Annotated in this window: 22 protein-coding genes; 16 read left to right on the forward strand and 6 right to left on the reverse strand. The window is 61.3% G+C overall.

What is annotated here, in order from left to right:
- Positions 1 to 129 precede the first annotated feature (129 nt).
- The 3 genes from FJ546_RS28810 to FJ546_RS28820 all read left to right on the forward strand — a co-directional run bounded on the left by FJ546_RS28810 (position 130) and on the right by FJ546_RS28820 (position 2,358).
- The gene (locus FJ546_RS28810; protein WP_140892502.1) at positions 130 to 1,518 is read left to right on the forward strand and encodes a hypothetical protein; all 1,389 of its coding nucleotides are present in this window, start codon (positions 130 to 132) and stop codon (positions 1,516 to 1,518) included.
- On the forward strand, positions 1,515 to 2,039 hold the full coding sequence (locus tag FJ546_RS28815; protein WP_140892503.1) for a DUF2249 domain-containing protein: 525 nt from the start codon (positions 1,515 to 1,517) through the stop codon (positions 2,037 to 2,039). The genes FJ546_RS28810 and FJ546_RS28815 overlap by 4 nt, the downstream gene beginning before the upstream one ends.
- 94 nt (positions 2,040 to 2,133) lie before the next feature.
- Entirely contained in the window at positions 2,134 to 2,358 is a 225-nt protein-coding gene (locus FJ546_RS28820) for a DUF1858 domain-containing protein (protein ID WP_140892578.1), read from the forward strand.
- A 5-nt stretch (positions 2,359 to 2,363) separates the two neighbouring features.
- On the opposite strand, the gene FJ546_RS28825 is transcribed toward FJ546_RS28820, so the two are convergent.
- The gene (locus FJ546_RS28825; RefSeq protein ID WP_140892505.1) at positions 2,364 to 3,059 is read right to left on the reverse strand and encodes a Crp/Fnr family transcriptional regulator; all 696 of its coding nucleotides are present in this window, start codon (positions 3,057 to 3,059) and stop codon (positions 2,364 to 2,366) included.
- A gap of 83 nt (positions 3,060 to 3,142) precedes the next feature.
- On the opposite strand from FJ546_RS28825, the gene FJ546_RS28830 reads away from it, so the two are divergent.
- The 4 genes from FJ546_RS28830 to FJ546_RS31960 all read left to right on the forward strand — a co-directional run bounded on the left by FJ546_RS28830 (position 3,143) and on the right by FJ546_RS31960 (position 5,307).
- Positions 3,143 to 3,499 carry an FAD:protein FMN transferase gene (locus FJ546_RS28830; protein WP_140892506.1) on the forward strand — a complete coding sequence of 119 codons (357 nt, stop codon included), beginning with the start codon at positions 3,143 to 3,145 and terminating at the stop codon, positions 3,497 to 3,499.
- A gap of 393 nt (positions 3,500 to 3,892) precedes the next feature.
- Positions 3,893 to 4,174: a hypothetical protein gene (locus FJ546_RS28835; protein ID WP_140892508.1), complete on the forward strand. Its 282-nt coding sequence runs from the start codon at positions 3,893 to 3,895 to the stop codon at positions 4,172 to 4,174.
- Between the two features lie 222 nt (positions 4,175 to 4,396).
- On the forward strand, positions 4,397 to 4,624 hold the full coding sequence (locus tag FJ546_RS32025; protein ID WP_181168131.1) for a hypothetical protein: 228 nt from the start codon (positions 4,397 to 4,399) through the stop codon (positions 4,622 to 4,624).
- Between the two features lie 212 nt (positions 4,625 to 4,836).
- Positions 4,837 to 5,307, forward strand: coding sequence for a UbiD family decarboxylase domain-containing protein (locus FJ546_RS31960; RefSeq protein ID WP_140892512.1), 471 nt, complete (start codon positions 4,837 to 4,839; stop codon positions 5,305 to 5,307).
- Here the strand turns inward: FJ546_RS31960 and fdxA are convergent.
- From fdxA to FJ546_RS28865, 3 genes are all read right to left on the reverse strand, one after another.
- Positions 5,279 to 5,620, reverse strand: coding sequence for a ferredoxin FdxA (gene fdxA / locus FJ546_RS28855; RefSeq protein ID WP_140892514.1), 342 nt, complete (start codon positions 5,618 to 5,620; stop codon positions 5,279 to 5,281). The two genes, FJ546_RS31960 and fdxA, sit on opposite strands and share 29 nt — an antisense overlap.
- Positions 5,621 to 5,713: 93 nt before the next feature.
- Positions 5,714 to 5,950 (reverse strand): hypothetical protein, encoded by a 237-nt coding sequence (locus tag FJ546_RS28860; protein WP_140892515.1) that lies wholly within the window; start codon positions 5,948 to 5,950, stop codon positions 5,714 to 5,716.
- Between the two features lie 328 nt (positions 5,951 to 6,278).
- Positions 6,279 to 6,707 (reverse strand): Rrf2 family transcriptional regulator, encoded by a 429-nt coding sequence (locus FJ546_RS28865; RefSeq protein WP_140892517.1) that lies wholly within the window; start codon positions 6,705 to 6,707, stop codon positions 6,279 to 6,281.
- A gap of 255 nt (positions 6,708 to 6,962) precedes the next feature.
- Between FJ546_RS28865 and FJ546_RS28870 the strand changes: the two genes are divergently transcribed.
- The 9 genes from FJ546_RS28870 (at position 6,963) to FJ546_RS28910 (ending at position 14,522) form a co-directional block, all read left to right on the forward strand.
- Positions 6,963 to 7,220, forward strand: a complete 258-nt coding sequence (locus tag FJ546_RS28870) for a DUF2249 domain-containing protein (protein ID WP_140892518.1) — start codon at positions 6,963 to 6,965, stop codon at positions 7,218 to 7,220.
- 61 nt (positions 7,221 to 7,281) lie between these two features.
- Positions 7,282 to 7,620 carry a metal-sulfur cluster assembly factor gene (locus tag FJ546_RS28875; protein ID WP_140892520.1) on the forward strand — a complete coding sequence of 113 codons (339 nt, stop codon included), beginning with the start codon at positions 7,282 to 7,284 and terminating at the stop codon, positions 7,618 to 7,620.
- A 1-nt stretch (position 7,621) separates the two neighbouring features.
- Complete coding sequence (locus FJ546_RS28880; protein WP_140892521.1) at positions 7,622 to 7,876, forward strand: hypothetical protein; 255 nt, start codon at positions 7,622 to 7,624, stop codon at positions 7,874 to 7,876.
- Positions 7,877 to 7,965: 89 nt separating this feature from the next.
- A complete protein-coding gene (locus FJ546_RS28885; RefSeq protein ID WP_140892523.1) occupies positions 7,966 to 8,466 on the forward strand; it encodes an SRPBCC family protein in 501 nt (166 codons plus the stop codon).
- Positions 8,467 to 8,792: 326 nt separating this feature from the next.
- Positions 8,793 to 9,977, forward strand: coding sequence for an NnrS family protein (locus tag FJ546_RS28890; RefSeq protein ID WP_140892524.1), 1,185 nt, complete (start codon positions 8,793 to 8,795; stop codon positions 9,975 to 9,977).
- Between the two features lie 419 nt (positions 9,978 to 10,396).
- Positions 10,397 to 10,867: a (2Fe-2S)-binding protein gene (locus tag FJ546_RS28895; RefSeq protein WP_140892526.1), complete on the forward strand. Its 471-nt coding sequence runs from the start codon at positions 10,397 to 10,399 to the stop codon at positions 10,865 to 10,867.
- Positions 10,864 to 11,730, forward strand: coding sequence for an FAD binding domain-containing protein (locus FJ546_RS28900; RefSeq protein ID WP_140892527.1), 867 nt, complete (start codon positions 10,864 to 10,866; stop codon positions 11,728 to 11,730). The genes FJ546_RS28895 and FJ546_RS28900 overlap by 4 nt, the downstream gene beginning before the upstream one ends.
- Complete coding sequence (locus FJ546_RS28905; RefSeq protein WP_140892529.1) at positions 11,727 to 13,985, forward strand: molybdopterin cofactor-binding domain-containing protein; 2,259 nt, start codon at positions 11,727 to 11,729, stop codon at positions 13,983 to 13,985. The genes FJ546_RS28900 and FJ546_RS28905 overlap by 4 nt, the downstream gene beginning before the upstream one ends.
- A gap of 171 nt (positions 13,986 to 14,156) precedes the next feature.
- Entirely contained in the window at positions 14,157 to 14,522 is a 366-nt protein-coding gene (locus tag FJ546_RS28910) for a hypothetical protein (protein WP_140892530.1), read from the forward strand.
- 122 nt (positions 14,523 to 14,644) lie between these two features.
- Here the strand turns inward: FJ546_RS28910 and mog are convergent, their stop codons facing one another.
- Positions 14,645 to 15,151, reverse strand: a complete 507-nt coding sequence (mog, locus tag FJ546_RS28915) for a molybdopterin adenylyltransferase (protein ID WP_140892532.1) — start codon at positions 15,149 to 15,151, stop codon at positions 14,645 to 14,647.
- Between the two features lie 22 nt (positions 15,152 to 15,173).
- The gene (locus FJ546_RS28920; RefSeq protein ID WP_140892533.1) at positions 15,174 to 16,073 is read right to left on the reverse strand and encodes a U32 family peptidase; all 900 of its coding nucleotides are present in this window, start codon (positions 16,071 to 16,073) and stop codon (positions 15,174 to 15,176) included.
- Position 16,074: the final 1 nt, after the last annotated feature.

A 16,074-nucleotide genomic window follows, 5' to 3' on the forward strand; every position in this document is an offset into this window, starting at 1 on the left:
TTAGCGCGGCGTTCAAGAGGAGGCTCCTATGGCTGATGGTGTCAAAGCCTGCTCACTGGAACGCCCCTGGCGAAGTTTCGACGGTTTTGGTGCGCCCCCGAGTCTGGAGAGCGCTGCGAGGAAATGGCCATGATGGGCACTGCGCTTTCGCGCTGGAGTATGTCGTATTTCACCGCAGCGTTGAGTTTTCTTGTCGGCGCTCAGATGCTGATGGTCGCCGGTTACGGCTTCCCGGCGATGGCAGCGGAAGCGCCCGAAACGCTGGTCCTTGTGCATATGGTGGCTATCGGCTGGCTCAGCCTGCTGATGTGTGGCGCCCTGTTTCAATTCGTCCCGGTGCTTGTCGCACGGCCGCTGCGCTGGGAGCGGCTGGTGTTGCCAGCCATGATATGTCTTTTGGCCGGGCTCACCCTTCTTCTGGCGGGGTTCCTGCAACTGGCGGGCGTCTTCGAGACGGGCATATCCTTGCTTGCCCTCGCTGGCACGCTTCTGCCCGCCGGCTTCCTGCTGGTCGTCGGCGTGCTCGGCGCCACGCTGTGGGGTGCCGGCCTGTCGCTTCCAGCGCGTTTCGTCGCCGTGGGCCTCCCGTGTGTCCTCGTCACGGCCATCCTGGGTGCGCTGTTCGCGCTGCTGTTTTCGGGCTTCCTGCCTGCGCTGGCCGAGATCGACTTCCGAACGCAAGCGCTTCCCGTCCATATTGCCATGGGTCTTGGCGGATGGCTGAGTTTCACCGCGGTCGGCGTCTCCTATCGGCTTTTGCCGATGTTCATGCTGTCGCCGGACAGGGAGCGGGCCAGCAGCCGGGCGGTCTGGTGGGGCGGGGTCGCCGCGCTGCTCCTGACGGCGCTGACCCCGCCGATTGCCGCCTTCCTGTTAAAGACGGGGCTTCCCGATGCAACAAGCCCGGCAACGGTGCTGGCTGTGCTATTCGGGATGGCTTGCCTCATCCTCTACGGCTTCGATCTCACCTTCTTCTACCGTCACCGAAAGCGCCGCATCATCGAGTTGAACAGCCGTGCAGCCCAAGGTGCCTTCCTTGCGCTCGCGCTGTCGGCTGTTCTGCTGCTTGGCCTTCTCGCGACCGGAACGCTGGACCAACACATCGGTGCGCTGCTCTATCTCGTCGCCTTCGGCTGGCTGTCTGGCCTCGGGCTTTCGCAGCTCTATAAGATCGTACCGTTCCTGACCTGGCTGGAATGTTACGGTCCGGTCATGGGCAAGAAGCCGACGCCACGCGTGCAGGACCTGGTCATGGAGCGGCGCGGCTGGATCTGGTTCGCACTCTATTTCCTCGGAGTGCTGGCCGGCACGGAGTCCTTGCTCGTCGACCAGCCTGGCTTGTTTCGTGCCGCAGCCGCCGTGACGCTGCTTGCGACGCTGGCCATTGTCGTCGAGCTCGTCCTGGCGCGCCGTCTCGCCAACGTGCCGGACGGCAAACGCCTGCCCGAAGGTGCGTCGCGGCCGCGCCTTTTCCTGCCCAGGCTGCCGTTGAATTCAGACAAATGGAGACCGCAATGACCAATCCTGACTACGAACTCGACGTCCGCCAGATTCTCCGGGAAGGTGGGGAACCCTTTAGTGCCATCATGGAGGCGGTCGCCGCGCTCGCTCCTGGCCAGGGGCTGCGGCTGCTTGCAACCTTCAAGCCGATCCCCCTGTTCCACGTCTTGGGCAGTCGTGGCTTCGAGTCGTCGGCACGCGAGATTGGCGATGGCGACTGGGAGGTGATCTTCACGCCGGCGGGCGGGCAATCGCGTGGTGCGGTTGCGGAACCGGAGGCTGCGCCCGACAAGATCGGCGCCGCGAATGAGACCTGGCCGGCACCCGTCGCCGAACTGGACAACCGTGATCTCGATCCGCCCGAGCCGATGGTGCGGACACTGGAAGGGGTCGAGGCGCTGTCGCCGGGCCAGACGCTGGCGGCGCTCCTGCCGCGCGAGCCGATTTTCCTGTTTGAGGAACTGAAGACGCGCGGCCATCTCTGGCGTGGCGCGTTGGAGCCCGAAGGACACTATCGCGTGGTGATCCGGCGAGGCTGAGCGGCGAACGCGGGTCGCCGCGCCGGATTTGCCGACGCGTAACCAAACTCTCTGCCCTTCTTTTGTATGATCACTTGGCAAGTGGATGGCGAAGATGGAATCTCCGTTCGATCACGATACGACCATGGACGAGATCATGCGCAGGTGGCCGCAAACCATCCGCGTGGTCATTCGCAACGGAATGCTTTGCGTTGGCTGTCCGATCGCATCCTTCCACACAGTTTCGGACGCTGCACGAGAGCACAAATTGGATGAAGTGGCGTTGCGCCATGCGCTGGAAGCCGCGGCGTCTTCCAAAAGCGGAATCAACACCGCCTAAATTCTCTACACCCGGCTTTCGGCAAGCATCAGCAGACGATGAGGCTCCACGACGATCACCTTCTGGCGCCCGCTTCTGACCAAGCCCTTTTCCTCCCAGGCAGTCATAAGACGGCTGACAGTATGCAAGGTCGTTCCGGTCATTTCCGCGATGTCTTGGCGGGACAGCGGAAAGTCAATCAGGAGACCTTCGTCGGTTCGCCTTCCGGACTGGTTCACCAGTTTGAGCAGGGCATGAGCCACCCGCTGGTCGACCTGCTCCGTTGACATTTCGATCACGCGCGTATGGGCATCTTGCAGCCGGTTACCGACCGTCCGGTACGTATTGGCGCCGAAGCTTGGAAAAGCGGAGGCGAATTCCGACCAGAGGCCGCCGGGCCACGCCAGCACCACGCAGTCGACGACGGCGACGGCGCTGGCCGGATAGGTCGTCCGGCCAAGGGCACTGGCGATGCCCATTAGTTCGCCAGGAGTGATGTAGCGAACGGCGACTTCCTCGCCTTCAGGCGTCGTCTTGATGACCCGGACATGGCCATCCAGCAACAGGAAGAAGGAATGCGCATCCTGCTCCTGTTCGAAGACCGCCTTATCCTTCGCAATGCGCAGCGAGCGCGCCTGGCCGATCATGCGGTCGAGTTCAGCCGGGTTCAGGCCCTCGAACGGCGCCAGACCGACGATCAGCGAGCGGTCGAGACGACTCATAATGTTTCTCGGCTTTTCTGCCAGTTTGATAGGTTTTTCGGTCCGCACCATGTCATGCGAATGGCTTTTGCCGCAAGTGGTCCATGCTGCGGCGCTTTCCCACGCCCAGCGTGATCGGGTTCAAGCTCTCTCCAATGGTCGCGAAAATATGTTGTGCTGCTTCAAAGATGTGGCACGACGCAACTGAGGGGTTGGCGGAGATGGTGATGGCGGAGGTGCGTCTGCTGGAGCGCATCTTTAGCCTCTACCGCGAGGATTCAGACCTCACGCTGCTCAACCGGCAGCGCTTCCTCGCCGCGCCGCCGCGAGAACTGGTGGACATACTGCAGCGGAGCCGCGAGGTCTGGATGCTCAACGGCGGCGCTTTCGATCCGCTGTGGGACGCCTATCCACGTCGCAAGGCGCTGAACCGCTTGTCGGTGACCGCGCACGGCGGATGACGCGCCCTCCAGAACCACGCAGAGGGCGAACGAAAGGTCGGTCGGGTCGATCAGGAAGCGCGCTACGCGGTGCTCGCCCAGCCGTTCGAACAGGCTTGGTCACCGTCTCAACGCGAGCGCAACGACAGCAATGGCCCGAGCGGCAGGCCGGAAATCGGCGGCAGAAGGCGGCGGGCAAACGCTGGCAAGCTGACTTTCTTCGGTCCATCGCGGACGCGCCACAATAGGCGGGGCTGTGCGGGAGAAAGTTTGCTCCGGATCAAATACGAGCGCGAATGACCTGCGAAGGACAAGAGGTTGGCCGCGCCTGTGCCCTGGCAGGCGCGGCGACAGGACACATGCCATCGAGGGCTGCTTTCGAATAGGCTCCGCCTACTAAGTTCGATCCGGCGCATGGAGGCCATCGTGCGGTCTGATGAACACTGGCCGCAGACCGCAAAGGTCTGGCGACAGTTCGCCCAGATGAATCTCGTCCTGGAGCGGCTGGAAATCGATCCTGCCCTTGCAGCCCGCAAATCGGGTGGGACGGCGATCGCGAATGCGCGCGACATCTGCCTCGCTTGCCTGTTGCAGCGCCAGTGCAGCCAGCGGCTGGAACAGGACGATCCTTGCGCCGTCCTCGAATTCTGTCCGAATGCCGGATTTCTCAAGGAGTGCAGCCGGACGCACGAGTGAGCTAACTGTCGCCCATATCGACCGTGCGCGGCTTTGAAGCCGCCGCTTTCCGACGCTCTCTTGTCGCAATGTCAACGTCTTGATCGACCGGCCATGGCATCGGAAAGACGCCGGCGGGTGAGCTGGCGCTGGACCCCTTCTATGCATGATCGCAGCCTTCCCCTGTTTCCAACTCGTGGTTCGTACGTGTCCTATCTGGAGAGCAAAGGGGACCTGAACACTATGTCGGCATCGGTCTCAATGCGGCTTGAGATTACCGAGATTCATCGGCGGGTGATCGCTGCCGGCGGTCCGGGTCTGCGACTGACGCAGGCGCTGGACCAGCGCGGCGCCTTGTCGGGCCTGCCTGTGGTCGCCATCCTTTTGGCACGGCCCGGCGCGTCGCGTGGGGCTTGGGCACCGATATGGCGGGACTTCGCGCTCTGCGAACTTCTGGCGTGGATGCGTTAGCCGCAACCGCCGCAAAACCTGCAGCAGGTCCGGATGATGCTGCCGGCCGCCCACAGGGCGTTTCAGACGAGGCCGAAGATCGTTGCGGCGCCTAAGGAGTGGAGCGAAGCCGAGCCGGACTTCTCGCTCCTGCCCGTCCAGACCTGCTGGCCGGGCGACGCCGGGCCGCTCATCACCTAGCCGGCCGTCGTCACATCGTACGCTGGCTGCCGATGCGCGACGGCGCGGCGCATCATAAGATCTCGCAGGCGAGGGGACTGGAGATGCCCGTGGCGGCGGTGATCGGAGCCGACCCGGCGACGCTGCTCGCCTCGGTGATGCCGGCGCCAAAAGGCGTATCGGAACTTGCGTGGTCGGGCATGATCAGTGACCGGCGCGTGAGGATGGCACCGTGCAGGGAGATCATGCTGAATGTGCCGACAAGCACCGAGATCGTTCTGGAAGGTACGGTTTCTCCCCTCGACAAAGCGCTCGAGGACGGGGAGGCGATGCCGCGAGGCGGTTGTGCCTGCTATGACGAGATTGGCGGCGTCTGTTCGCCGCGAGCACTGAAATCGGCGCGGCGGGCCGTTCCGGCTACCGTTGCCCGATTGGACGGCGGAGGTCCATTTTGTCCGCATCGCAGCCGGGCATGGTTAGGGAAAGGGCGCCAGATCACTCGCCCTCACCGGGCTTGCCGCTGAAATGGGCGTCGAACTTTCCGGGCACCCCGTTCCAGGCGTCTGCGTCGCCAGGCGGGATTTTCTTGCGCGTTACGTTGGGCCACGACGACGCATATTGATGATTGAGCGCAAGCCAGGCCGGAGCGGCGGAAGGGTCCGTGTCGGGGAAGATCGCCTCCGCCGGACATTCGGGGACGCAGACGCCGCAATCGATGCACTCGTCGGGGTGTATGACGAGCATGTTCTCGCCCTCGTAGAAGCAGTCTACCGGGCACACTTCCACGCAATCCATGTATTTGCATTTGATGCAGTTGTCGGTGACGACGTAGGCCATGTTGTCCGCTTCTTCGATGCGCGGCGCGGCTGCGCGCCCAGTTTCGGGCTGTTGCCGTTCGCGCGGTTCCCATATCGCCCAGTAGCCGAGGCCTCAGGCGGCGATCGATGTCGGCTCCGACGCACGGGCACCCTCGGCCCGCATCGCGGCGGCGGCGAGCCAGTCACGGTACAGGCCCTGGTCTTCCCTGGAAAACGAGCAACGACGCTTCATGTCGTCGAAGGTCTTACCGGGATGATTTCGATCGTAGTCCACTTGAACCAGGGATTCGAGATAAGCACGCTCGGCTTCATCCGCGGGCCGGATGAAATCGTGGGGATTGCTCAGCATGAGAGTCTCCTTTTGGTTAACTCCGAAAATCCGACGCGGCCTGATACCTGTCCTGCTCCAGCGCCCAGATGACGCACGCCGGGCAATCGGCTCCACATCGCTCGATGGCAGAGAAGATCAGGCTAAGCCGCTCCTGGCGTGACAGGGCCGCCGTTGGCAGTGCGCGGACTTGCAACAGGCCGCGCAGGACATGCAGTGCCCGGAGGGAAAAGGACGAGTCGGTCACCAAGGTTGCGCTCCTAAAAGATACATCTACAATGTATCTTTGTAAAAACGGATCGGCAAGTGGGCCGGATGCGACGAGGTGAAGCGTCTTTGCCGACGACCGCTATGCCGCCGGTTGGATGCCGAAATCCTCGGGACTGAGCAGAAGGTCGGCCAAGGTGTAACGGTCGAGCGTTCCCGAGAAGGCGGCGAGCGCCTCCTTCAGCATGCCGCGCAGGCGGCAATGCGGAGTGATCAGGCAGTTGTTGTCGCTTCTGAAGCACTCGACCAGCGCGAAATCGGGCTCCGTTGCCCGCAGCACATCGCCAAGTCTGATCCGCTCCGGTTTCCTGGCGAGCGCTAGTCCTCCGGATCGGCCGCGCACCGCCTTCAGGAAGCCGGCGCGAGTCAGTTGGTTGGCCACCTTCATAAGATGCGCACGCGAAATCCCGTAAACCTGAGCAGTTTCCTCGATAGTGATTAGCCGGTCACCCTTGGCCGCCGCGTACATGAGCAAGCGCAGGGAATAGTCGGAGAAGTCCGTCAGTCGCATTCAAAGCCCTCTTGGCGAACCGCAGACGCCACCCTAGCGATCCAACGGCATAAAGATGCTATGAGGATGTATGTTTTGCAAGGCCTGCCAATTTCAATGTTATTGGCGCGGCGGACGCTAAAACATATATTGACAATGTATCTTTTAGCGTCGAATATCCACGACCGGAGACGCAACGCAAATTGCGTTCCTACGGCGGCGGCCGGCGACGGGCCGGATACGCCGCTCATCATCGCTATCGAAGGAAACAATCCAATGGCGCACACGACAGACGCAGAGATCAACGAAATAGATGTCCGCACCCTGGTGCCGATGCAGAGGCACCAGAAAATCTTCGAGCTTGTCGATCAGCTTGTGCCAGGCGGAAAGTTCGTCCTGATCAACGACCATGACCCCAAGCCCCTCTACTACCAGCTCGAGGCGGAGCATCCGAAGCAGTTCTCCTGGACCTATCTCGAAAGGGGGCCGGCGGTCTGGCGCGTCGAGATCGGTCGACTTTTGAAGGCCGCCTGAGAAGGGCACTAAGACGTCACGTGCCGCTCGCAACGCGAACGGCACGTACGGAGGCCGAGGTATGATGATCGCAACGGAATCGCAACTGGACGACGAGAAGGTCAAGGAGGCGCTTCGCCTCGTGATCGACCCGGAACTCGGCTACAACATCGTCGACTTGGGGCTGATCTACGCTGTCCTGGTCAACGACGGCGGCGTCGTCAACATCGTGATGACCACCACGACGCGCGGCTGTCCCGCCACCAACTACCTGAAGGAGGGGGCACGCGACGCCGCCTGGAGCGTTCCCGGCGTCGAATTCGTCGACGTCACCCTGACCTATGAACCGCCCTGGTCGCCACAGAAGATGAGCGCGACCGCCAAACAGCACCTTGGCATTGCAGACAGCGGGGAGTGGTGACATGGGCGCCGGCCGGACCAGCACAACCGAGCGCGACTTTGCGCATCCCAGCGGCGACGACAATCACGTGGCTGGGCTGGCGGACCTTCTGGTCGCCAGTCTCGAGATCCTGGCGAAGGCCGGACAAGCCGATGCCGCCTGCCGCGCGGCCGGCAAGGCCTGTGCCGTGCTGCGCCAAGCCCACCCCGCCCAATGGCGGAAATTCAACGCGCTCCTGCACCGGTTGAGCGGACAGGTGCGCTTGGACGAGCGGTAGAGGTGATCGTCGCGAGCGGCATCCAGCGGTGCCAACGCCTCCGGGCGATCTATGCCAGCCACACCGGAAATCAGCAACAGGGGAGTTCAATGGGTGAAAGTGGCGTTCAGGTAGGCCAAGTCAGGCGCGTTGGCGACGGTTTTGAAGCACGGCTCGATCGGCTTATCGGACATGATAGAAATGCAATTTGGCATATGCTTACCGCGCCCCAGGCGCTTGCGCAGTGGCTCGCGCCCGGCTCTATCGAGCTGCGGGCCGGCGGCGTGGTTCATATTGACTTCGCAGAAAGCGGGCGGACGATCAAGAGTACCGTGCTTCAATTGGATCCGCCACGGCTGCTTGAGTACTCATGGAGCAGTGGCGATGAACCCAAGCGACCGCTGCGTTGGGAGCTGAGCGCGACCGCGGACGGAACGCAGCTCGTGATGACCCTGCGGCTACCCGCGGGAGAAGATATCGCCAAGGCATGTGCTGGCTTTGATGCCCATCTTGAGATGCTGGCTGCGGCGCTTGAAGGCGTCCCGATTGGCTTTCCCGTAGATTATTTTCTGAAGGCTAGGCGCGCCTACAAGGAATTGCTGCCGGAGTAATGGCATCGACTCCACGCATGATCATTTCCCACCATGCATGCACACACACGATAAGCCTCCTCCCGGCCTTGCCGCGGAGCAGCTCTCCGACATTGGGCCGAACCGAAGCCGAAGGGGGCGAGATCGATCATTCCAGCTGCAACAATGTCAGGAGGGCAGTCGGCAGGAAGCCGACCGCGCTTCGGTTTTCTCGATCCCCGGATTGTTTGCGCTGCGGCAAAGTTTGCGAATGATGCCGAAGCTAAAAGATATCGCAACAGCACTCAGCATTGAAGGAGCGGGCCGATTTCGAAAGTCGCCCTTCGCATGACCTTGGAGGTGCCAGCATGGCAATCCCACGCACACAGCAGGGAAGATATCCGGCGATACTTTCCTACGGTTTCAGGCCATTCTTCCTGCTCGGCTCATTCTACGCGGGCGGCGCGGTTCTGTTCTGGCTACCGCTGTTCTACGGCCGGCTGGCGACCTTGAGCACCTTCGCGCCCGTGGACTGGCACATTCACGAAATGCTGTTCGGCTACCTCGCGGCCATCGTGACCGGTTTCCTGCTGACGGCGATTCCAAACTGGACCGGAAGGCTGCCCGTGCAAGGGGTCCCTCTGCTGGCGCTCGTCGTTGCCTGGCTTGCCGGACGGATTGCGGTGTTCTTCTCCGCGCTGATCGGCTGGCAGGCCGCCGCAGCGCTGGATTGCACATTCCTGCTTGCCGTCATTACGGCCGCTGGCATCGAGATCGTCGCCGGCCGGAACTGGCGGAACCTGAAGGTACTGGCGCCGGTAACAGTCCTCTTTGCTTCGAACGTGGCGTTTCATATCGAAGCGCATTTCAACAGCATTTCGGACATAAGCCGCCGGCTCGCGATCGGTGCCGCGATCGTCCTAATCATGATCATAGGCGGCCGTATCATCCCGAGCTTCACCCGCAACTGGCTGGTCCGCGAGAATCCGGGACGCCTGCCGGCCCCGTTCGGCCGGTTCGATACGGTGACGATCATAGTTTCGGCGATAGCGCTCGCGGTTTGGACTCTATTTCCCATGGAGACGGGGACCGGCCTGTTGCTGATTGTGGCCGCAGTGCTCAATGCGATACGGCTCCTCCGTTGGGCCGGAGACCGCACCTTGCGCGACCCTCTGGTATTGATATTGCATCTCTCCTTCATTTTCGTGCCAGCCGGCCTTCTGCTGTGCGGTCTGGCTGCCATCACTCCGGAGATGGTCCCGACAGCCGCGGGCGCACACGCTTTCGGGGTGGGTGCGGTTGCGTGCATGACCATCGCAGTCATGACCCGCTCCACTTTGGGGCACACGGGGCGCGAGTTACAGGCGACTTCCGGAACGTGCTCGGTCTACGTGGCGATCTTGCTCGCGGCGGCTCTGCGGATCGCCGCGGCCTTTGCGTCGGGTCACGAGGTGCTTGTCTATCTCTCTGGCGCCGCATGGGCAGCCGCTTTCCTGGGCTATGTGATGGTTTTCGGAGGCATGCTCGTTCGCCCGCGGTTGCGCTCGCGTTAGCGGGTTTGGCAAAGCATCCGTCTCGCAAAACATTCTCGTAATTGTTTGCGTTTCGACAAACAGGCCCGCCGATCGGGACACTAGCTTCTGCTACCGGGATTGATTACCGCCGCCATCTTCCGGTGTTACCTTCGAGTGGCTGGAATCCAAATCGGCATGCCTAGCTCGTTCTCGTGGAAATATTTGGAGCAGGGGCCGGACGTCCGGCGTGTCGAAACCGCAAGGACGAGGCTTCCGGATGTAATTGCGGCGGATAGCGGCGAAACCGCATTGGGCCAATGTGAGAGCCTTCGCCGCTCGTCCCATACCTTCACCGAAGACCCGCTGCGAAAGAGTCTTCTTCTGAATTTTACATGCATCAGTCGGCTTGGATCCGGGGCTGCCGGCCATTGGGATAATGATGATCGGGAGGTTTACGCATGAAGGTGTCGCTAACGGTAAACGGTTCAGCCATCGAGACTGAGATTTTGCCCCTGCTGCGGTTGAGCGGATTTCTGCGTGATGTTCTTGGCCTGACGGGTCTCAAGGAAGGCTGCTGTGAGGGCGAATGTGGCGCCTGCACGGTGCTTCTGGACCAGAAGCCGGTCAATTCCTGTTTGATGCTCGCTTTCCAGGCCCAAGGACACGAGATCCTCACGATCGAAGGACTCGGCAAGGCTGATATCACTGGGCTGCAACAAGCGTTTCTGGACGTGGGGGCTGTGCAGTGCGGCTATTGCACGCCCGGCATGGTTCTCGCTGCCGAAGGCCTGTTGCGCGCCAATCCTTGCCCTGATGAAGGAGAGATCCGCCATGGGTTGGCAGGCAATATCTGCCGCTGCACGGGGTTCGAGACTATAGTGCAGGCCGTCTTTTCCGAATCTGCCGTGCGGCGAGGAATGGGGCGATGATGCCGCTCGCCATAGCCGTTCCTGCCGACGTTGCCGAACTGCGGGCAGCGATCGTTTCCTCGATGAATCCAGTGCGTTTCCTCGCCGGAGGAACGGACATGTTGATTGTCGGTCGCGCGCTGCCGGAAGCCGGATTGTTGATTGATATTACACGTGTCGCGGATATGGCCTTCATTTCCACGGATGGCCCGGACATTTATATCGGGGCTGCGACCACTGTCGCGACAGTCGCCTCGCATGCTGGGCTCAGAGCCAGATTACCCGCCCTTTGCAACGCGGCGGCACAATGCGGCTCTGTCCAGATCCGCAACCGTGCTACCATCGGAGGCAACATCGCCAATGCAGCTCCCGCTGCCGATCTCATGCCTGTGCTGACTGTTGCAGGAGCGCTGCTGAGGCTGATTGGCCGGGACGGTATGCAGAGCGAAATCGTTCTGGGCGATTATACGCCAGCCCACGGTCTGATCACGGACGTGATACTGCCAGGGGCTGGCCTTCTGCGGCGGAGCGCCTTCGTCAAGCTCGGGCCTCGAGAGGATTTGGCCATTTCGCGTCTCAATCTCGCATTGCTGGCCGATTTCCAGGATGGTTGTTTTGGCGCTGTGCGGATAGCGGCCGGTGCGCTCAGTCACGCTCCGCTGATCTTATCCTTCGCAGAGGCAGCACTCTCTGGCCGCAAACTGGAGGCCGCTGTGTTGCGGGACTTCCTGTCTACGCTGGCTGCTGAAGTCGACGCCGCAATTCCTGGCCGAAATTCGCAGCTTTACAAGCGTCGGGCGATCGCTGGACTGGGACTTGATCTGATTGCGCAGGCGCTGGGATTGAGCCCGCGTGATCGGCTTTTCGAGGAAGCCGTCGAATGAATCAGATCTCCTGCCGGGTACCGCTCATCGACGGTGTGGAAAAGGTTACCGGTGCGCTGCGCTTCACGGCGGATATGAACCTCGATGGGTTGCTGCACTGCGGACTGGTTTTCAGTCCGCGTGCTCACGCCCGGGTCGCCTATGTGAACGCTCACGCTGCGCTGGCGGTCGAAGGGGTACGAGCTGTTTTCTGGCACGAAAATACACCGGCGCACTATTACAATAGTTCGATCTGGTTTGCGGGGCAGGACGCGTTGAAGGACGAGCGTATGTTCGCGCCCGTGGCGCGCCATATAGGCGACCGGGTTGCGGCGGTGGTGGCGGACACGGAGGAGATAGCTCGCCATGCGGCACGTCTGATCGCGGTGGAGTACGTTGATCTCCCTCCTATATTTGCTCCAGAAGCCGCACTGACACATGCCGGGCACGCCTTGCGAGAGGACGACATCCCCACTTTCAGGAACCCTGTCGCCGATGAGGTCTTCATACACGGCAATCCGGAGGCTGGATTTGCCGCGGCCGATCTGATCGTTGAAGCGCGCATCACAACTCCGCGCAGCCACCACTGTGCCATAGAGACTCATGCCTGCATCGCCAGACCCGAACCTGACGGTCGTATCCTGGTTCTTTCGCCATGCCAGAGCGTCTTTGCCGTGCAGGCAGTCGTCGCGCAGGCACTGAACTTGCCGCAAGAGAAGATAAGGGTGATGAAGATCCCCATCGGCGGCTCCTTCGGCGGCAAGGCTGAGCCGATACTGGATCCCTTGTGCGCCTTCATTGCGCTGACTCTTCGGCGACCGGTCATGATCCGCTACAACCGCCATGAGACCTTTACGGCAACCCGCACGCGGTCAAGCGTGACAGGCCGGATGCGGATCGGGCTCAGCTCGGACGGTCGAATCCTTGCGCGTGACACAGAAACGCTGGTGGATGTTGGTGCCTACTGCACTGGAGGCAACTACCTGCCGAGTTCGATGCTCCAACGGCTCGTCCGGCTATATGACGTCCCGGCCGAGCGCTACCGTGGACGTGCTGTCTATACGAATACAACTCCTTCGGGTGCGTTTCGCGGTTACGGCTCGCCGCAAATACATACGGTAGCCGAGATTACGCTGGATATTGCCGCGAGGCGGCTGAGAATGGATCCAGTAACCCTGCGGCTGAGAAATCTCGTTGGCCCTGGCGCGATCGAACCCCTGCAGGGACTTGACGTCGGAAACGCCCGCGGGCGGGACTGCCTGATGCGCGGAGCTGCTGCATTCGACTGGAGCGCACGCTGGCAGATTGGCACCGGCGCCGGAAGATGGCGCCGCGGAGTGGGCGTCGCCGCTGCCACTCACATAAACGGCTGTTATCCGGGCTTTCATGAGGAGACTACTGCTACGTTGCGGCTTCTGTCCAGCGGGCGAGCCGAGCTCGTCTGCGCTCTGCATGATCTCGGTTGCGGCGCCGACACGACACTTGCACAGATCGCCGGCGAGACGCTGGGCCTGCGGGCTTGCGACATCGTCATCGTACCCGCCGATACCGATACCTGCCCCTATGACCTTGGCACGCGGGCAAGTCGCATGACGTATATCTGCGGCGAAGCTATCAGACGGGCAGGAACCGTTCTTGCGGCGGCCATCCGGACGGCAGCAGGGCTGGAATTGAATGCCGAAGCAGGCGACTTGCGACTTGCGGCGGGCGCGGCATGCCATCCGGACGGTTCAGGTCTTACGCTCGCTGAGCTTGCCGGTCGCCTTTTCGCGCGCGGGGCGGACTTGCCCGCGGCAACTGAAACCTATCGTGCCCAAGCCAATCCGGGCTCATATGCGGCGCATTTTGCGGAAGTAGAAGTCGACACGCTCACCGGACGAGTGCGCGTGACGGACTATCTCGCGGTTCACGACGTCGGCCGCGCGATCAACCCAATGCTCGTAGAGGGACAAATCCATGGAGGAATCCAGATCGGTGTCGGATATGCCCTTTACGAGGATGTTGCGATCGACCCGCTCACTGGCCGGATGCGTGGCGACAGCTTCAGCCGCTACACCTTGGCCAATGCCTCCGTGATGCCGCCGATGCGTGTCCTGCTGATCGAAGAGGGTGAGCCGACCGGTCCGTTCGGCGCCAAGGCCGTGGGTGAGATCGCGACAATTCCGGTTGCTGCGGCGGTAGTCAACGCTGTCAACGATGCACTGGGCACCGAACTTACTCATTTGCCAGTGACCCCCGAACGTGTGCTCGCAGCTGTGAGCTTAGGACAATCGTGATGCAAGTACATCTACGCCACGGTAACGCTGCTTTGACTCCGAAGCTCAGAGCGCCTCCGTGCTTTCGCTGCGGCTCAACCCTTCCATACTTCTTCGCTGTCGATGCCGCCAACATCAAAGTACCTAGCCAGCGCTGATGCGTCGCGCGGGTTAGGACGAAGGGCAGGTGCAATGCCAATCGACCACGCCGTTGTGTGGCTGGGCTTCCGAACGGCGAAGGTGTTTCTGTTCGAGGACATTGCGACGCTGTCAGGCGCTGAAGAGCCAAAGTTTATTTATGACAAGCATCCAATGCTTGGCCACGATGGCCAGAGAGAACAACGCAGTGATTGTGATTTTTTCGAGGACATTCTTCGCGTTATCGGAACTACGAAAAAATGGATGATCATAGGAAATAGATCGAATTGTCTCGGCTTGCTCACGCGAATATGTCGTCAGAAAACGGACGATCGTGTCGTCGGCGTGGTAGCGGTCGATGCGTCCAGCGATGAGGAAGTTTTGTCGCGAGTCCGTAGTTATTTTGGTGATCGTCACTAGGTCATTTCTTGAAAGCAGATACACATTGATCTGCACATTCGGTAATGAACATCGATACGCGCGATCATTTGAACGGTGACGGTACGACGACTGGTCAGCATACGCGCCTCCTTTGCAAGTCGTTATTCAAACATTGCAGGATCTACAATGATCGGACCGGCGCCGATCAGCTCGAGACAGTACGGTACGGCAGGAAAGACCGCGTTCAGGCACACATCGATCGAGGCTGGCTTACCTGGCAGATTTATGATCAGCGAACGGCCGCGCACTCCGGCGGTCTGACGTGAAAGGATTGCCGTGCGGACCTGCCGCAAGCTGGCCTGTCGCATGAGCTCGCCAAAACCGGGAAGTTCCTTGGTAATGACCTGCTGCATGGCTTCGGGGGTGAGATCCCTCGGAGAGGGGCCTGTTCCTCCCGTTGTAAGGACCAGATCGACGCCGTGCTGGTCGCAAAGCTCGATAAGGACATCCCGGACGCTCTCCAGCCCGTCGGGGACAATGCGACGGATGAAATCGCAAGGTGCTGCCAAGACACGGCGAAGCCAGCGCTCGACGGCTGGACCGCCAAGATCTTCGTAGTCGCCGCGGCTTGCGCGGTCCGACACCGTGACGATTGCAATCTGGGTCATGTCTTTCGTTCGATGTCCGACTTCAGATCGAAGCGGTTGCTTGCCATCCCGGCTTGGCATGGAAATATCCATCGACCAGCGTGCCGGGCAGATCGAGGCACGAAAGGATAAATAGGGCATCCTTGGGATACTCACTCCCGTCGGCAAGCGCTCTATAGGTCTTCGCCACCTCGACCATGTCGGACGTGTGCGGGGACAGGCGGATGCGCCGGACGCCTCTGGAGATGAGATCCGCCGGCGCGGGGCAGAAGGCCTGCACCTGGTTGGAGAGAGTCTGCACGCCGTTGATCGCCAGGAACGGCTGGTCGTCGAGCGTGTCGACTGCAAGACCATCCGGGTCTTTTTCGCAGGTGAACTGGCAGGAATCCTTGTGAAGACCATGGATGCGCGCGTGGTAACATCGGCCGGAAAGCGCAAGCGGCAGCCGGCCAAAGGCGAAGATTTCGAACTCCGCCTCGGGGCATGAGCGGGCCAGGTCGCCAATGGCGGCAAGCGACAATTCCACAGGCGGGCATATCGTTCGGGCGCCGCGCTGGATCAGGAATTGTGCGGAAGCCTCATTATAGACGTTCAGGAACGGACCGGTCACGAAGGGCTTGCCGGATCGTGACGGCAGGGCGGTGACATCGTTGATCTCCACCAGCCGTTCGTCGGTGCAGAGATCCTCGATGCTTCTGCGCTCTCGAACGGTTGCCGGCGCTGCCAGCGTGGACAGCACCACTTCCTTTCCCGCACGCTCCAGCCGCTCGATGATTTCGGGCCATGCGGGGTCGGAGAACGGCATCCGCTTTCCGCAGACGACTTCACCGACGTGAACCCGGTCGACCGGAGCCTCGTCCGCTATCCTGCGGTAGAAATCCAACAGGCGGTCAGGCGACCAGTGGAAGAAGACGGGCCCAAGCGTCAACGCGATTCTAGACACG

Source organism: Mesorhizobium sp. B2-4-19, from assembly GCF_006441315.1.
Classification (GTDB): domain Bacteria; phylum Pseudomonadota; class Alphaproteobacteria; order Rhizobiales; family Rhizobiaceae; genus Mesorhizobium.

Excerpts from the sequence above, each read along its gene's own strand:
- FJ546_RS28810 (WP_140892502.1), top strand. The coding sequence starts at position 130 with ATGATGGGCACTGCGCTTTCGCGCTGGAGTATGTCGTATTTCACCGCA.
- FJ546_RS28815 (WP_140892503.1), top strand. The coding sequence starts at position 1,515 with ATGACCAATCCTGACTACGAACTCGACGTCCGCCAGATTCTCCGGGAA.
- FJ546_RS28820 (WP_140892578.1), top strand. The coding sequence starts at position 2,134 with ATGGAATCTCCGTTCGATCACGATACGACCATGGACGAGATCATGCGC.
- FJ546_RS28825 (WP_140892505.1), bottom strand. The coding sequence starts at position 3,059 with ATGAGTCGTCTCGACCGCTCGCTGATCGTCGGTCTGGCGCCGTTCGAG.
- FJ546_RS28830 (WP_140892506.1), top strand. The coding sequence starts at position 3,143 with ATGCTGCGGCGCTTTCCCACGCCCAGCGTGATCGGGTTCAAGCTCTCT.
- FJ546_RS28835 (WP_140892508.1), top strand. The coding sequence starts at position 3,893 with ATGGAGGCCATCGTGCGGTCTGATGAACACTGGCCGCAGACCGCAAAG.
- FJ546_RS32025 (WP_181168131.1), top strand. The coding sequence starts at position 4,397 with ATGTCGGCATCGGTCTCAATGCGGCTTGAGATTACCGAGATTCATCGG.
- FJ546_RS31960 (WP_140892512.1), top strand. The coding sequence starts at position 4,837 with ATGCGCGACGGCGCGGCGCATCATAAGATCTCGCAGGCGAGGGGACTG.
- fdxA (WP_140892514.1), bottom strand. The coding sequence starts at position 5,620 with ATGGCCTACGTCGTCACCGACAACTGCATCAAATGCAAATACATGGAT.
- FJ546_RS28860 (WP_140892515.1), bottom strand. The coding sequence starts at position 5,950 with ATGCTGAGCAATCCCCACGATTTCATCCGGCCCGCGGATGAAGCCGAG.
- FJ546_RS28865 (WP_140892517.1), bottom strand. The coding sequence starts at position 6,707 with ATGCGACTGACGGACTTCTCCGACTATTCCCTGCGCTTGCTCATGTAC.
- FJ546_RS28870 (WP_140892518.1), top strand. The coding sequence starts at position 6,963 with ATGGCGCACACGACAGACGCAGAGATCAACGAAATAGATGTCCGCACC.
- FJ546_RS28875 (WP_140892520.1), top strand. The coding sequence starts at position 7,282 with ATGATGATCGCAACGGAATCGCAACTGGACGACGAGAAGGTCAAGGAG.
- FJ546_RS28880 (WP_140892521.1), top strand. The coding sequence starts at position 7,622 with ATGGGCGCCGGCCGGACCAGCACAACCGAGCGCGACTTTGCGCATCCC.
- FJ546_RS28885 (WP_140892523.1), top strand. The coding sequence starts at position 7,966 with ATGGGTGAAAGTGGCGTTCAGGTAGGCCAAGTCAGGCGCGTTGGCGAC.
- FJ546_RS28890 (WP_140892524.1), top strand. The coding sequence starts at position 8,793 with ATGGCAATCCCACGCACACAGCAGGGAAGATATCCGGCGATACTTTCC.
- FJ546_RS28895 (WP_140892526.1), top strand. The coding sequence starts at position 10,397 with ATGAAGGTGTCGCTAACGGTAAACGGTTCAGCCATCGAGACTGAGATT.
- FJ546_RS28900 (WP_140892527.1), top strand. The coding sequence starts at position 10,864 with ATGATGCCGCTCGCCATAGCCGTTCCTGCCGACGTTGCCGAACTGCGG.
- FJ546_RS28905 (WP_140892529.1), top strand. The coding sequence starts at position 11,727 with ATGAATCAGATCTCCTGCCGGGTACCGCTCATCGACGGTGTGGAAAAG.
- FJ546_RS28910 (WP_140892530.1), top strand. The coding sequence starts at position 14,157 with ATGCCAATCGACCACGCCGTTGTGTGGCTGGGCTTCCGAACGGCGAAG.
- mog (WP_140892532.1), bottom strand. The coding sequence starts at position 15,151 with ATGACCCAGATTGCAATCGTCACGGTGTCGGACCGCGCAAGCCGCGGC.